A 15,422-nucleotide genomic window follows, 5' to 3' on the forward strand; every position below is an offset into this window, starting at 1 on the left:
AAGGAAAGCAAAGGGGGGACCTGTGAGGTGGAAGAAATAGCGGACGAGCGAATCCAAATTACTGCATGGTCGAGGCTGTTCGCAGCGCTAGCGGCCGTTCCCATACTGCCGGCCTCGCTCATTCCAACTTGCCGAGGCGCGATTGGAGTATGCTGATTGCGGCGATGGCGGCCGTTTCAGCTCTCAAGATCTGCCGACCAAGGGTAATGGGTACGACATTCGCCTGCTCGGCTAGTTGGACTTCTTCTTTGCTCCAGCCTCCCTCCGGTCCGATCAAGACCAGCACGGAGCCGGTCACGTTTTGCGGTAGCTCGACTGTTTGTAAAGTCTTGCCTTCCCGTCGCTCGACAAGCATGAGCGTGATCGTGCCGGTCGCACGGCTGGTCAACAGTGCCGCGAGGGATCGTGTCGGGGCGATCGTGGGCACGCGCCACTGTTCGGACTGCTGAGCGGCTTCTAAGGCGATACGCTGCCATCGGGCAAGCTGATGGCCCACGCGGTCTGCTTTGAGTTGTACTACACTCTGTCGGCTTTCCATCGGCACGAGTTCATCCATGCCCAGCTCGGTAGCTTTCTGAATCACCCAGTCCATTTTCTCGCCCTTGAGTAACGCTTGTCCAAGCATCAGAAAAGGAGCCATCGGCGCCGGCTGGGTGATGGTCTCGATGATTCGTCCGGTCAAACGTTGCTTTGTGACCGCCGTGATCTCCGTACGATAGTGGTGGCTCACTCCATCGCCGAAGAGAACGATTTCGCCGACTCGGATGCGCAAGCTGTCTCGGAGATGCACGAGCATATCGCCGGTGACCGATATCGTCTGTTGACTCATGCACTCAGGGGGGACGAAAAACACGGGCATGCGGGAACTCTGTGGGTTGCAACCCGGATGAGGAGGGGCAGATTACTCGAAGAAGGTCTTCATCTTATCGAAGAAGCCCTCGTCGTTGGCTTCCATGGTCATGCCGCTTTCTTTCGCGTACTCCACCAGCAGTTCTTTTTGTCTGGCCGTCAATTTGGTGGGAATCTTGACCTTGATCGTATAGACCTGATCGCCTGTCGAACCTCCCTTCAGGCTGGGAATCCCCAACCCTTTAATCCGAAGGACCTTGTCATGTTGTGTGCCGGGCGGCACTTTAATGACAGTTTCTCCCTTGAGGGTCGGGACTTCCACTTTTCCACCGAGAACGGCTGTGACAAGGTTGATGGGCACATCACAGGCGATATCGAGGCCCTTGCGATGAAAAATTTGATGAGGCCTGACAGTAACGGCCACATAGAGGTCGCCGGGAGGCCCACCGTTCGGACCATGCTCTCCTTCGTTGGAGAGACGAAGTCGCATGCCGGTCTCTATGCCGGCTGGGATATGGACGGCGATGGTGCGTTCTTTGTAAATCCGTTGGCGCCCTTGGCAGGCCAAGCAGGGTTCCGTGACAAAGTGGCCGGTGCCTTCACATTGACCACAAGGTCGGCTGACACTGAAGAACCCCTGCTGAAAGCGTAGTTGCCCCGCGCCTTTGCAGCTGGCACATGGCTTGATGGCTGCTGCCGACTTTGCGCCGGTCCCTTTGCAGTCGACGCAAATTTCCCAGCGCGGGATCTTGAGTTTGGCCTCTTTCCCGTAGACGGCTTCCTCAAACGTGATTTCGAGGTTGTATTGGAGATCGTTGCCACGTTCAGCACGAGTTGCCCCGCCTCCTCGCGCTTGGCCGAAAAAATCCTCGAAGATGTCATTGAACACATCCCCGAATCCGCCGCGTCCGAAATCAAACCCTTCAAAACCAGGCCCACCTTGCTGTGCGCCGGCATGGCCGAACATGTCGTAGCGCTTTCGCTTTTCCTGATCGCTCAGTATTTCGTAGGCTTCGTTGATTTCTTTGAATTTTTCTTCGGCGGACTTCTTCTGATGGTCGCCGGCGTGGAGATCCGGATGGTGCTGGCGGGCTAGTTTCCGGTACGCCTTCTTCAGCTCGTCGTCGGAGACGTTCCGATCAACACCGAGTGTTTCGTAGTAATCGCGTTTTGACACGGATGCCATTGTGCTCAAAATGCATTGATGAACCGAGTTCCCGATCAAGCCGAAAACTCGGTTCTCTGATGCGCTATTCTATGCTATTTCCTGTCTTTGTCTACTTCTTCAAATTCTGCGTCCACGACTTTCTCGTCGGTCTTGGTCTCGCCGGCACTGCTGTCCGGAGACGAAGCGCCAGGCTGCGGGCCTGGAGATGCGGCGGCTTTCTTATACATCTCCTCGGCTAACTTATGTGATGCCGTCATGAGCGATTGAGTCGCTGATTCGATGGCCTCGGCATCGGTACCCTCGAGCGCCTTCTTGACGGCTGCGACGGCATCCTGGATTTTTGTCTTTTCCTCAGCGGAGACTTTGTCACCGTATTCCGTGATGTTTTTCTCGGTTTGATAGACCAGACTATCCGCCTGGTTCTTGGCTTCCGCCAATTTACGGCGTTTTTTGTCGTCTTCGGTGTGCGACTGCGCGTCTCGGACGAGCTTTTCGACTTCGTCTTTGCTGAGACCGCTGGAAGCCGTGATCTTGATGGATTGTTCTTTCTGGGTGGCCAGATCCTTAGCCGATACGTGCACGATGCCGTTGGCATCGATATCGAACGTCACTTCAATCTGCGGCATGCCGCGAGGCGCCGGTGGAATGCCGACCAAGTCGAACTGCCCAAGTAGTTTGTTGTCATTCGCCATTTCCCGTTCGCCTTGGAAGACGCGGATGGTGACGGCCGTTTGATTATCGGCTGCCGTCGAGAACACCTGGCTCTTTTTGGTCGGAACGGTCGTGTTACGCTCGATGAGCTTGGTGAATACGCCCCCCAGCGTCTCAATGCCCAACGACAATGGAGTCACATCGAGGAGCAGAACGTCCTTGACCTCTCCTTTGAGGACTCCGCCTTGGATGCCGGCCCCAATGGCGACGACTTCGTCGGGATTCACTCCACGGTGTGGTTCCTTTCCGAAGAAGTCCTTCACCGCTTGGATCACTTTCGGCATGCGGGTCATGCCGCCGACCAGCACGATTTCTTGGATATCCTTGGCGGTGACGCCTGCGTCGGACAAGGCCTTACGGCAAGGCTCGATCGTGCGCAGAATCAAGTCGTCCACCAGCTGTTCGAGCTTGGCTCGCGTCAGTTTCGTGACCATGTGCTTGGGACCGCTGGCATCGGCTGTGATGAAGGGCAGGTTGAGTTCTGTTTCTTGGGACGATGACAGCTCGATCTTGGCCCGTTCCGCCGATTCTTTCAGGCGTTGAAGCGCCATTCGGTCTTTCCGCAGATCGATGCCCTGATCTTTTTTGAACTCATCGACCAGCCAATCCATCACGCGTTGATCGAAGTCATCACCCCCGAGATAGGTATCACCATTGGTGGATTTCACCTCGAAGACGCCTTCCCCGATTTCAAGCACGGAGATATCGAAGGTCCCGCCGCCCAGATCGTACACGGCAATCCGTTCGTCTTTCTTCTTGTCAAGGCCGTAGGCGAGGGAGGCAGCTGTCGGTTCATTGATGATACGCAGGACGTTCAGACCGGCAATCTGGCCGGCATCTTTGGTTGCCTGGCGCTGGCTGTCGTCAAAATAGGCAGGGACAGTCACAACGGCCTCAGTGACCTTTTCGCCGAGGTAGTCCTCAGCGGTCTGCCGCATTTTCTGCAGGATCATCGCTGAGATTTCCGGTGGGCTATAGCGCTTGCCGCGCAATTCCACGTGGGCATCGCCGTTGTCGGCCTCAACGACTTTATAGGGGAGCCGCTTCAGGGCTTCTTGAACCTCACGGCTCTTGAACTTGCGGCCCATCAGGCGCTTGACGGAGAAAATAGTGTTCTCGGGGTTGGTAATCGCTTGCCGTTTTGCGATTTGCCCGACCAGCCGTTCACTTTTATCGGTGATGGCAACGACGGAAGGAGTGGTCCGGCTCCCTTCGGCGTTGGCGATCACGACGGGGTCTCCGCCGCTCATAATCGCCACACAAGAGTTGGTGGTCCCGAGATCGATACCGATGACTTTACCCATTGGTGGACTCCTTCCTTCTCGACAACGACGACTGAATCAGGTCAGTTCGTCGTTGAGTCATGTTCGCTTGGACGGGCCGGGCCCGACGATACACTGACCATTGCCGCCCGCAGTATCCTATCGTGCAGCCGATACCCTTTTTGAAACTCGTCCAATACTTTATTCGCCGGTATGTCGTTCGATGGCCCATACGAGACGGCCTGATGTGCGCTTGGATCGAAGTCCTGACCGGATGTTTCGATCGCCTGCACACCGAACTTGGCTAGGATGCCGGATAGTTGCTTGAGTGTCAGTTCCACACCCTGGACGAGCGCCGAATCGCCTCGGTTGGTCTGAGCCGCCTTGATCGCCCGCTCCAGGTTATCGACAACCGACAGCAGCTCTTTGAGAAGCTGTTCATTCCCGAATCGAATCTGCTCACGCTGGTCACGTTGGGTCAGCCGTTTATAGTTTTCAAATTCCGCGGCCAGCCGGAGATACTTGTCATTGAGCGCTTTACACTCTTCCGTCTTGCCGGCCAATTCTTCCTGACCCGAGGGGCCTGCATCTGTGACGCGAGAATTTTCCTCTAAGTTATCGATTGTATTGGTGTTTATTTTTTCCTGCTCTTGGTCGTCACTCATGCTGATACCCGTACAAGCGGGGAGATATCCATAGAGGGAGTGAAGTCAACAGATAAAGGGAAAATAAAATGATGCGGGTACTAAGGGACTAGACCCAGTGCTTCAGGCTCGTGTCCCGCGCACGGCGATAGAGGAGCTCAAGCCCATGAAGGGTCAAAAACGGTTCAATATGTTGAATTGATCGTGCCTCCGGCGCAATCACCGATGCTAATCCACCGGTGGCGATCACATATGATGTGCGCCCCATTTCACCTTCCATGCGCTGAACAAGGGTATCCACGAGACCGGCGTAGCCGAAGATGAGCCCCGACTGGATACTACCGGCAGTATCCGTTCCAATGACGGTCTTGGGCCGGGCGAGCTCAACTTTGCTCAGCTTTGCAGCCCGTGTGAACAGGGCTTCCGCAGAAATAGTCAGGCCAGGCGCGATCACGCCTCCAAGATATTCTCCATCTCGGTTGACCGCGCAAAATGTCGTCGCCGTGCCGAAATCGACGATGATGAGGTCGCGGCGAAACTTCTCATAGGCCGCGGCCGCATTCACAATACGGTCGCTTCCGATCTCTTTCGGGTTCGAGTAGTTCAGTGTTAAGCCTGTATCCATGTCGGGCGAGACGGTGATCGGAATGCAGCCAAAGGACGTTTCAACCATCGACTCGAACGTGTCCGTGAGGGCGGGAACGACGCTGGAAATGATCGCACCGGTGATGTGTTCTGGGATGCGCCCATCTCGGGCCATGAGGCTGAGGCAAAGGACACCGTACTCATCGGCAGTGGTCTTGGGGTCGGTCGCCAACCGCCAATGGGTCAACAGGGTCGACCCGTCAAAGATTCCCGCGACAACGTTGGTATTCCCGATATCGATGGCTAAGAGCATCGGACTCATTCTACTCGGCCTGGTCCTCTTTCGCTACTCTCGCAGATGCATGACATCGGCTGCGCGGACCTCGACGAGAGACATCGGTTGTGATCGAGAGTGAGATGACAAGGTCTTAACTTGCAGCGCGCCGTCGGGAGAAAGAGCTTCTGCGATGCCGACGATTAATCGATCATTCGTGAACTGGACGCGAACCCGGCGTCCCAATGTGGCACAGCGAGTTGTATAGGCCTGGCGTAGCCGGACCGACCCATGGGATTGAAGCTCGTCGAGACAATGTTCAAGTTCCAGAAGCAGTTGAACAATGAGTCGATTCCGGTCGATCGGTCCTCGTGAAGCTTCAATCAATGAGGCCGCAATCGGTCGCAAGTCTTCCGGAAAAGACACCGGAGGAACATTCACATTGAGCCCGATGCCGATGACCACGACCGGGTCGTTAGTTGTCGCGAAGCTGCTCTCGCAGAGAATCCCGCCGACTTTGCGCTCATGGAGAAGCAGGTCGTTCGGCCACTTCAACGAAAGGGACACAGCCGCCATCTGTTGAACGGCCTCGGTCACGGCCAGAGCGCTGGCAAGCGGCACCCAGGATAACCATTGAGAAAGGGAAAGGTTTTCCCCCATCCCACGTACAATGACGGAGCAATAGATGTTCAACCTCGGCGGCGAGAACCAGGTGCGTCCATGTCGGCCATAGCCGCCTGACTGGCTTTCAGCAATGACGACGGTGCCGTGTGGTGCACCTGCTCGAACCAGTGAAGCCGCCTCTGTGTTGGTTGAGGGCAGATCCTGGTGGAGATACAAGACGTGACCAAGTGACGTAGTCGCAAGGGTACTGCGAATACTATCGATATTGAGTGGGGTGGCGGACACCATCGACTACGAACGTCGGCGTTGTGAAGGCCGAGCCAACGTCATGACAAGGCTGATCGTTGCTGCCGGAGCAGAATGGGTGAGGGCTCCGATGGAGATGCGATCGGCGCCGGCTGCAGCCATGGCACGAACGTTCTTCAGCGTGATGCCGCCTGATACTTCCACCAGGGCCTGCTTCTTGATCAATGCCACAGCACGTCTGACCAGGTCCGGAGCCATGTTGTCCAGCAGAATAACCTCAGGCTTCCCGGCGAGTGCCTGCCGGATATCAGAGAGGGATTCCACCTCGACAATGATCGGGAGCATGCTTGACCGATGGGCATGTGCCAATCGACATGCCCGTTCAACCGGTCGTCGGGTGCGTTGGAGGAGGGCCAGATGATTATCTTTAATCAAGATGCCGTCACTCAATGATCGGCGGTGGTTGATCCCACCGCCGAGCGAAACGGCCCACTTCTGAAGCGCGCGCCAGCCTGGAAGCGTTTTCCTGGTATCCAGGATCTTGGCAGGGTAGCCGCTCACGGCCCGGCAGAACCGTTGCGTCAAGGTGGCGATCCCGGACAGGTGTTGGAGAAAGTTCAAAGCAACTCGCTCGGCCTGCAGAATGGACCGCCCGTCACCCTCGATATGAAGGAGCGGCTCTCGATTCTTAGCTTGGTCGCCGTCGCGTTTGCAGACCGACAACCGCAGGGAAGGATCGACCATGAGAAAGGTCTGAACCGCTGCGGCCATTCCTGCCACAACCAACGGCTGTTGCGCGATGATCTCGGCCCGAGCCGGTACCGGAGAGGGGAAAAGCGATACGGTCGTGGCATCGCCCTGAGCCAGGTCTTCTTCAAGTCCCTGACGCACGACTCGCCGGATATCTGCGGCAGGGAGTGTGGCCATCTGTCAGGTTGCGAACATGGCGCGGAGCTGCCGATCGCTGTTGGTCAGCAACACGTGATCGCGGGACAGGGTCTGCACGCGCTTCTGATGCTCGGCAATCACGTCGGGCGGAGCTTTCGACACGAACTCGGCGTTCTTCAGTTTCCCGTCGATCCGTTGCAATTCCTTGTCGGTCTCCGTGATTTGTTTTGCCAGGCGCTCAATTGCTTTCTTGAGGTCGACGTCCTCGGCGACTGCGATGCCTACCGAGAGGCCTTCCATGACAAGTCTCAGCAATCGTGCCGCCGGCCAATCACGCGGCGAACTCACTTCAATGGTGCCACGGCTGAGGTGGGCCAGGTGTCGTTGTAACTCATGGAGCCGACTCTGCTTGTTTGGGTCGTCGTGTCCGACGTGAAACGAAATCTGCTGCCCATGCGGGTAATTCAAGAGGGCTCGACCGGTCCGTGCGAGTCCCACTGTTTGTTCAAACAACGCGAAGTGCTGTTCTGCATCAGGCGCGGTCCAGGCCTGGTCAGGGCCCGGATAGTTCTGCACGACGATGCTGTCTCCTTGATGGGGGATTGTCTGCCAAATTTCTTCTGTGATGAACGGCATGAAGGGGTGCAGCAGTCGCATGGTCGTTTCCAACGTCTCCACAAGCGTGTGTCTGGTGCTCGCGCCATCGGGGTGCTCCGGTGTTTGTAGAACCGGTTTGATCAATTCCAGGTACCAGTCGCAGTACTCATGCCATATGAACTGATAGAGGACTGCCGCCGCACGATCGAATCGGTATGACTCCAACTCCGCCGTGACGGCGCGGATGGTGTGGGCGAGGCGGCTCAAGATCCAGCGGTCCGGGAACGTCCGTTGCGTTGGCGGGAGAGCGGTGCGCGGCCCGTCGAGGTACATCAAGGCGAATCGCGCGGCATTCCAAATCTTATTGGCGAAATTGCGGTAGCCTTCGATCCGTTCTTCGGCCAGCTTGATATCGCGTCCCGGCGAGGCCATGGAGGCAAGGGTGAACCGAAGGGCGTCGGTGCCGAATTGACCCATGACGTGCAGCGGGTCGATCACGTTGCCCTTGGACTTGCTCATCTTCTGGCCTTCTGCGTCGCGGACCAAGGCATGGATATAGACGTCTTTGAATGGCACGTCCCCCATGAACTTGAGCCCCATCATGATCATGCGGGCGACCCAGAAGAACAGAATGTCGAGGCCGGTTACCAGAACCGATGTTGGATAGTAGGTCTTCAACTCAGAGGTTTGCTCCGGCCATCCCAAGGTCGAGAAGGGCCACAGGGCGGAGGAGAACCAGGTATCGAGGACGTCGGGATCCCGATAGAGATCCTTCCCGCCGCATGAAGGGCAATTCGTTGGAGCGGTTTTAGATACTATAGGAGATGCTCCTTGCAAGATGGTCGTTTGAGTTGCTGTACGGATGATCTGCTTGGCATTGCAGCTGAGACAGTACCAGGCAGGAATTTGATGCCCCCACCAAATTTGCCGTGAGATGCACCAGTCTTTGATATCTCGCATCCAGCCGAGATAGTTGTTGGCCCATCCTTCGGGAACGATACGGATGCGACCCTGTTCCACCGCCTTGATGGCCGGCTCAGCCAACGGCTTAATATCGACGAACCATTGTGGGGACAAGTAGGGCTCCACAACGGTCTTGCAGCGATAACATTTCCCCACGGCCATCTTGTGGGCTTCAACTTTTATAAGCAGCTTGCGCGCTTCCAGCAGCTCTTCCACCTTTGTTCGGGCCTTCGAGACGGGGAGGCCACGCAGCAAGTGAATGACGGTGTGGTCCACATCGGCTTTTTGCATGCCGTCTTCATCAAGCAGCGCGTGATGGTCGAGGATTGCAAGGCGCGCGAGTTTATGCCGCTCTCCCGCTTCATAGTCATTGAAGTCGTGTGCCGGAGTGATTTTGACTGCTCCGGTTCCAAATTCGAGATCCACCAAGATCGAATCGCCTACGATCGGAATCTCACGCGTAGTCAGCGGCAGGCGGGCCCTCTTGCCGATCAGATGGCGATACCGAGGATCGTCCGGATGGACGGCGACAGCTGTGTCGCCCAGCATCGTTTCCGGCCGCGTGGTGGCCACGATCAAACCGGTGCTTGGATCGTCCGCTAACGGATAGCGGAGGTGATAGAGTTTCCCTTTCACCTCCTCATGTTCCACTTCAATGTCGGAGAGGGCCGTCAGGCAGCGTGGACACCAATTGATGAGCCGCTCGCCACGATAGATCAACCCGTCTTCATACAGCCGTACGAAAACTTCGATGACGGCTTTGGACAAGCCTTCGTCCATCGTAAATCGCAAACGGTCCCAGTCGCAGGATTCTCCCAGCTGCTTTTGTTGATTGATGATCGTGTTACCCGACGTCGCTTTCCATTGCCAGACCCGTTCGACGAATTGTTCCCGTCCCAGCGACTCTCGTGACAGGCCTTCGGCCATCAGCTGCTTTTCCACCACGTTTTGCGTGGCAATGCCGGCGTGGTCGGTTCCGGGGAGCCAGAGGGTATTACGTCCCTGCATGCGCCGCCACCGGATCAGAATGTCTTGGAGCGAATGATTGAGCGCATGGCCGACATGGAGCGATCCTGTGACGTTCGGTGGGGGAATGACGATACAATACGGTTGACCTGGTTGTTCCGGTGAGGCGTGGAAGTATCCGCGCCCGAGCCATTCACGCGACCATCGAGTTTCGACGGCTTTCGGGTCATAGGCTTTTTCGAGTTGGAATGGAGCCATTTGAATCGGATCAATAAGTTCGGCCGGCATCTTAGCATGTCTAGGTTGTTCAGAAAATGGCCGCAGTCTCAGCTTGTGGCCTTGTGAGGCATGTGCTATACAGTCGCACGTAACGAGATAGTCAGTCACATTACCGTAGGGAGGACCATGGCACGAGGTCGTGAGAAGGATCGGAAAACGCGAAAGAAACACCGGAAGAATGTCAAGCGCATGAAAGCTCTCGCCAAGACTCGACGAGGTAAGCGAGGCAAGAAAAGTTAGGCCTGAGAGGAGTGTGACGCTTCTTCAGTCTCGATCAGACGTCTGAGTTCAGCCTTGATGTGCTGCTCGGCGATATCAGGCACGATTCGCTGGACAGCCTGCTCAATGGTTTCTCCAACTGCGGCTCTTACCAAGTCATCTGCCAGTAGCGGGGCCTGTTTCAGTACCGCACGTTGAAGCTCATCTTTGACCAGCTGATCGACCGATCCTACCTGTTCCCGCACGACCGTGGGCAAGTGTTGTTGGATTCCGGATTCGACCTGATCCTTGACCAGTCGATCGACGCTTCCTCCGATGGAAGCTTTGGCCACATCGGATACGGTTTGCCGGATGATGGGCTCGCCGGCCTCGAGTTCTTTTCTGATGAGTGCGGGCAATGACTGAGAGACGAGGGGCTGAATGATCGTTGTGAGATATTCCTGAGAGAGAATGTTTCCTAGCTGTGCCTGCACCTCCTTCTGAACGGTTGGTCGGACATGGGCTGCCAATTTCTCGTCGATCACGCGAGGGAGCAGCTCGGCAAGACTCTGCTGGCTTCGGGTGGTCATCGATTGCAAGAGTTGGTCGAAGAGGCCTTTCATGGCATCTTCAGGGGCCGCGGGAGCGACCGACGGCGTCAGTGATGCACGGAGTGAGCTTCCAGGTTGGTCCACAGTTTCCTCCTGACCGTCGCCACTTAGCAGGTGGTTGATCGCCGCATCATCATCGGAGTCGGTTGAGGTCGAAGTCGGCGGCCAGACGCGCCGTTTCAGACCTTGGCCATTCGAGGAACCAGCCTGTTTCTGTTGAAGAGCTTTCAGCACGCCGAGCAAATCCTCAGATTGAAACGGTTTCTTCAGAAATGCTTTGACACCCAACGTGCGAAGGAGGTTTTCGTCCGGGCGATCAGCTGGATTTACCAATGAAATGAGACAGGTTTCTGCCAGATGATCCAGATTGTTGATCTCCTTGCAAAACCCCGAAAAAGTCATGTTGTCGAGATGGTAGTCCGCAATGATCAGCGAGGGGCTGCTGCGCCGAGCGCCCTCAAGGGCGGCTGGTCCGTCTTGAAACCCAACGACCTCAAACCCTTCGGGTGTTGAGATCTGTTCCACCAACCGTCTCACCGCCGGGCTGCTGTCCACCACAAAGATCGGTGAAGCCATGAAAAAATCTCCCAACTTTTTAGTTTCCTCGAAGCTAACAAGGGGGGTATTCTTTGTCAAGAAAACCATCGATAGGTGATTGGATTTACGATGTATTTCGACGCACGATCGGGTAACCGAATGAGATCACAGTAGACCGATTATGAGCTCGGCGATACAAGTGGTGTTTTTCGATGCAGCCGATACCCTCTTTCACGTGCAGGGGTCGGTCGCTGAAATCTATCTTCGATATGCAGTGGAGTGTGGCTTTTCCCAGAAGCCGGACTCGTTGGTCGCGATCAAACAAGCATTCAGCCGAGCGTTCCATGAAGCCCCGCCGCCGGTCTTTGCGGCGGCTGAACCGGCTCGGATCAAGCAGAGTGAACGGCTGTGGTGGTTCGATATCGTTCATCACGTTTTCTATCGTGTAGGCATGTTCGAGCGATTCGACGAGTTTTTCGATCACGTGTTTCGTGTGTTTGAGGACCATCGTTCATGGCGCTTGTTTCCTGAAACAGCTTCCACCTTGACTCGGCTCAAAGAACGGGATCTGGAGCTCGGCATCATTTCGAATTTCGATTCCCGTCTATTTACCGTGATGCGTGGACTCGGAATCGCCGATGCATTTGACACGGTGACCATCTCAAGCTTGGCGCAAGCCGCAAAACCTGCTCCCCAGATCTTTCACATGGCGCTGGAGAAGCACGGGATCGATCCGGAGGAGGCCCTGCATGTCGGCGATAGCCTGCGAGACGACGTTGAAGGTGCGAAGCAAGCTGGGCTTCACGCCGTCCTGTTGGATCGTGACGGAAAACGGCAAGCAGCAGGCGTTCGGACCATCAAGAGCTTGGAGGAGTTGTTCCCGCTTCTAGATCGGTTCGAGGAGTAACGGCACGAGATCTTTCGCACGGCCCTGCAGTGAGATGTCGACCAGCGCCGACTGTGGAGTGGGATCGAGGTTGACCTCGGCGACGAACGCACCGGCCTGTTTTGCGATCGACGCGAATCCGGCTGCAGGGTATACAACTCCCGACGTCCCAACGACGAGCAAGACGTCGCAGTGTTTGAGTGCACTGGAGCAGCAGTTGAGATCCTCGGCGAACAAAGATTCTCCGAACCAAACAATATGAGGCCTGAGCAGCGACCCGCAATGGGTACAGGACGGGAGAATGGCAATGGGCACATCACGGTTGTTTTCTACCACGCCACAGCCGGTGCAGCGAACTTTCCAAATGTTGCCATGAATCTCAGAGAGTTTTTGTGAGCCTGCGTCTCGATGCAATCCGTCCACATTTTGAGTGATCAGCCAGAAGTCGGGACAGCGGTGCTCCAGTTCGACGATGGCTTTGTGAGCAGCATTCGGCTGCTTTGTGGCAATCAGCTCGCGCCGCCAGTTGTACCACTCCCACACGAGGCGAGGATCCTGCTCGAAGGCTTCGGGTGTCGCCAGGTCCTCCGCGCGAAAGTTCTTCCACAAGCCGTCCGTTCCGCGAAACGTCGGCACACCGCTGTCGGCCGAGATCCCGGCGCCGGTGAGCACGGCAATGCTCCGGGCAGTGGCGAGTTGTTGTTTCACGATCCCGAGATCGGAACCGGAGGTCATGATGTTTTCGGCCTCTTAAGAACGGCTGCGTCGTCGCGCAACCGCATGCTATAGTACGAGCGCTTCACCCGCCTGAGCAGGAAGCTACCTCTGTGGCGTCGTGGAGAAATGCGCAGCGGATTTCCTCCAAAGCCTTGTCGTAGCAGGATACCATTCGGCGGGGTGTCGCTAAAGAACCACGAGGGGCCACGGCTGTCAAGCCGTCTCGCTCCACAGGCAACCATGAGGATGAGAACATGAAACAGATCTTGATGGTCGGAGCCGGGTCTGTCGGCGGGTTTTTCGGAGCGCGATTGGCCAAGAAGAATCCCGGCGTGTCGTTCTTACTGCGGCCAAACACGCTGGCGGCGGTGAAACAAAACGGATTGACGATCCGCAGCGCGGATGGAACATTTACGGTCACACCTCAAGCAGCCTCGGATGCACGCCAGCTCCCTCGACCGGATCTCATCGTGCTCGGCGTGAAAGCCTATGATCTCGACGAGGTTCTGAACCAGATCGAGCCGGTGCTTACTGAAAAAACCGTGATTCTTACCCTACAGAACGGGATCGATACAGAAGACCGGCTTCTTGCGCGAATCCAACGGAATTGTGTGGTCGGCGGCGTCGCCTATATCTACTCCAAAATCGTCGAGCCTGGCGTGATCGACCATTATAAAAAAGGAGCCTTGTCGATCGGCGAACTGATGGGGCATGAGAGCGAGCGCCTTCTCGCTATCCGTGATCTATTCACATCAGCGGGCGTTCCTTGCCATCTATCCAAAGATATTCGTCGTAGCAAATGGGAGAAAATGTGTTGGAACTGTGTCTTCAATCCGATTACGGTGCTGATTGATGACCATGTGGCCAAGGCGCTTGACCATCCGGAGATGGCGGGCGTGATCCGGCAGATCGTCGGAGAAGTCGCGGCCATTGCGGCGACCCTCAAGGTACCTTTACCTCCGGACATGGCCGAACGGGTTGTGAAAGCATCCCAGGAGATTCGTGACATCCATACCTCTATGTACGACGATTGGAAAGCGGGGCGTCGGACGGAGATCGACTACCTCAATGGCTTCATCGTCAGGAAAGGGCGGGATCTCGGCATTCCGACTCCGGTGAACGAAGCCCTGACGGCAATGATCAAGACGATCACGGAGAAGGAGCAGATCGGTCAGGGGCGCGTACGAATAGAGGGCGCTGTGGTTCAGCCCCTGTCCTTCGATCGTGCAGCGATCGCATCATTGCCGGCCGAGCATCATGTGGATGTTTCGACCGTCATGCCTGGTACGAGGGGCCGAGGGATTCGGTTGAAGGGGCTACTCGATGTTCCAGCTTTGACCATCGGTGCGGATCATGTTGCCTTTCACGCTTCGGACGGGAACTATTCCGCCTGCCTCACACTTGATCAGGCCAGAGAACATGGGGTTCTCGTTTACGAACTTGATGGAGCCCCGTTGCCTGACACGAAAGGCGGCCCGTTTCGTCTGATCACGCCGGGACTTGGCGATCTCTGTGCGAATGTGAAAGGTGTCGCGAGGATTGAAATCACCAAGGGACCGGGACTGGATACAAGGCAAACAAACTGTCCTCCTAGGCCGTAATCTGACCGAGAGCAATGGTTCGCGTCGTTGCACTTGGCGCCAGCAATCTGACACGCGGTTTCCAGACCATCGTTTCGACGGCTCGATCAGTATGGGGACCAGACGTCGAAGTGCTGTCGGCGCTCGGTCATGGTCGTTCTTATGGATCTCCGAGTAGGTTTCTCCATCGCACGTTACCCAGTATCCTCAAGTCAGGCCTGTGGGCTGAGCTGGAGCGGCGCCCTTCGATGACCACAAGAGGGCTGGTGACCGATGTCGGCAATGACATCCTGTATGGCTTCTCGGTGGAGCGAACGCTTGGATGGGTCGAGGAGGCGCTCGCTCGTCTGAGGGTTTTCACGAATGATATCGTACTCACCGATTTGCCGCTGGCCAGCATCCACCGCCTATCAAATCTCAAGTTTCTCGCATTCCGCACAGTCCTGGTGCCGTTTTGTCGGCTCTCCCTGGCGCAAGTACTCGATCGCGCGGAACTGGTTAACGAGGGGTTGACCAAATTGTCCGCTGTCTACGGAACCAAATTGTTTCGGCTTGATCCAGCCTGGTATGGCTTCGACCCCATCCATGTGCGCCCTTCGCGATGGCGTTCGGCTTGGCGGCAAATTCTCGGGGCTCAGCCTGAAACGGAGATGAGCGGTGGGTCGGCGATTGAGAGCGTGAAGTTATATTTCATGCGTCCCGAGCGCCGCTGCTTGTTCGGCGTCGAGCAATTCACACCGCAATCCGGCGTTGTACTCCGATCCGGCGGGCAGGTGTGGCTGTACTGATGAGGCGTTCAAGGTTGCGGTGGTGTATTGAGTTTTACCGATGGTCAGC

Annotated in this window: 13 protein-coding genes; 3 read left to right on the top strand and 10 right to left on the bottom strand. The window is 56.3% G+C overall.

From position 1 onward, the window contains the following. Nucleotides 1-118: 118 nt before the first annotated feature. The 9 genes from P0120_12985 to P0120_13025 form a co-directional block, all read right to left on the bottom strand. Nucleotides 119-859: a 16S rRNA (uracil(1498)-N(3))-methyltransferase gene (locus P0120_12985; GenBank protein MDF0675235.1), complete on the bottom strand. Its 741-nt coding sequence runs from the start codon at nt 857-859 to the stop codon at nt 119-121. 42 nt (nt 860-901) lie between these two features. After that, nucleotides 902-2,035 carry a molecular chaperone DnaJ gene (gene dnaJ / locus P0120_12990; protein MDF0675236.1) on the bottom strand — a complete coding sequence of 378 codons (1,134 nt, stop codon included), beginning with the start codon at nt 2,033-2,035 and terminating at the stop codon, nt 902-904. A gap of 74 nt (nt 2,036-2,109) precedes the next feature. Next, nucleotides 2,110-4,032 (bottom strand): molecular chaperone DnaK, encoded by a 1,923-nt coding sequence (dnaK, locus tag P0120_12995; protein MDF0675237.1) that lies wholly within the window; start codon nt 4,030-4,032, stop codon nt 2,110-2,112. A gap of 41 nt (nt 4,033-4,073) precedes the next feature. Next, on the bottom strand, nt 4,074-4,655 hold the full coding sequence (grpE, locus tag P0120_13000; GenBank protein MDF0675238.1) for a nucleotide exchange factor GrpE: 582 nt from the start codon (nt 4,653-4,655) through the stop codon (nt 4,074-4,076). Nucleotides 4,656-4,743: 88 nt separating this feature from the next. Beyond that, complete coding sequence (locus P0120_13005) at nt 4,744-5,541, bottom strand: type III pantothenate kinase (GenBank protein ID MDF0675239.1); 798 nt, start codon at nt 5,539-5,541, stop codon at nt 4,744-4,746. Nucleotides 5,542-5,565: 24 nt separating this feature from the next. Next, a complete protein-coding gene (locus P0120_13010) occupies nt 5,566-6,405 on the bottom strand; it encodes a biotin--[acetyl-CoA-carboxylase] ligase (GenBank protein ID MDF0675240.1) in 840 nt (279 codons plus the stop codon). A 3-nt stretch (nt 6,406-6,408) separates the two neighbouring features. Continuing rightward, nucleotides 6,409-7,290, bottom strand: coding sequence for a carboxylating nicotinate-nucleotide diphosphorylase (gene nadC, locus P0120_13015; protein ID MDF0675241.1), 882 nt, complete (start codon nt 7,288-7,290; stop codon nt 6,409-6,411). 3 nt (nt 7,291-7,293) lie between these two features. Further along, nucleotides 7,294-10,065 (bottom strand): valine--tRNA ligase, encoded by a 2,772-nt coding sequence (locus P0120_13020; protein MDF0675242.1) that lies wholly within the window; start codon nt 10,063-10,065, stop codon nt 7,294-7,296. A 227-nt stretch (nt 10,066-10,292) separates the two neighbouring features. Then, the gene (locus tag P0120_13025; protein ID MDF0675243.1) at nt 10,293-11,441 is read right to left on the bottom strand and encodes a response regulator; all 1,149 of its coding nucleotides are present in this window, start codon (nt 11,439-11,441) and stop codon (nt 10,293-10,295) included. Between the two features lie 142 nt (nt 11,442-11,583). Here P0120_13025 and P0120_13030 point away from each other — a divergent pair, with 142 nt between their 5' ends. Then, complete coding sequence (locus tag P0120_13030; protein ID MDF0675244.1) at nt 11,584-12,309, top strand: HAD-IA family hydrolase; 726 nt, start codon at nt 11,584-11,586, stop codon at nt 12,307-12,309. Here P0120_13030 and P0120_13035 read toward each other — a convergent pair. Further along, a complete protein-coding gene (locus P0120_13035; GenBank protein MDF0675245.1) occupies nt 12,289-13,023 on the bottom strand; it encodes an NAD-dependent deacylase in 735 nt (244 codons plus the stop codon). The two genes, P0120_13030 and P0120_13035, sit on opposite strands and share 21 nt — an antisense overlap. 236 nt (nt 13,024-13,259) lie before the next feature. Between P0120_13035 and P0120_13040 the strand changes: the two genes are divergently transcribed. Both P0120_13040 and P0120_13045 read left to right on the top strand, forming a co-directional pair. Further along, a complete protein-coding gene (locus tag P0120_13040) occupies nt 13,260-14,606 on the top strand; it encodes a 2-dehydropantoate 2-reductase (GenBank protein ID MDF0675246.1) in 1,347 nt (448 codons plus the stop codon). Between the two features lie 14 nt (nt 14,607-14,620). Next, on the top strand, nt 14,621-15,373 hold the full coding sequence (locus P0120_13045) for a hypothetical protein (protein ID MDF0675247.1): 753 nt from the start codon (nt 14,621-14,623) through the stop codon (nt 15,371-15,373). The last annotated feature ends 49 nt before the right edge of the window (nt 15,374-15,422 follow it).

The organism is Nitrospira sp. (assembly GCA_029194675.1).
GTDB lineage: Bacteria > Nitrospirota > Nitrospiria > Nitrospirales > Nitrospiraceae > Nitrospira_D.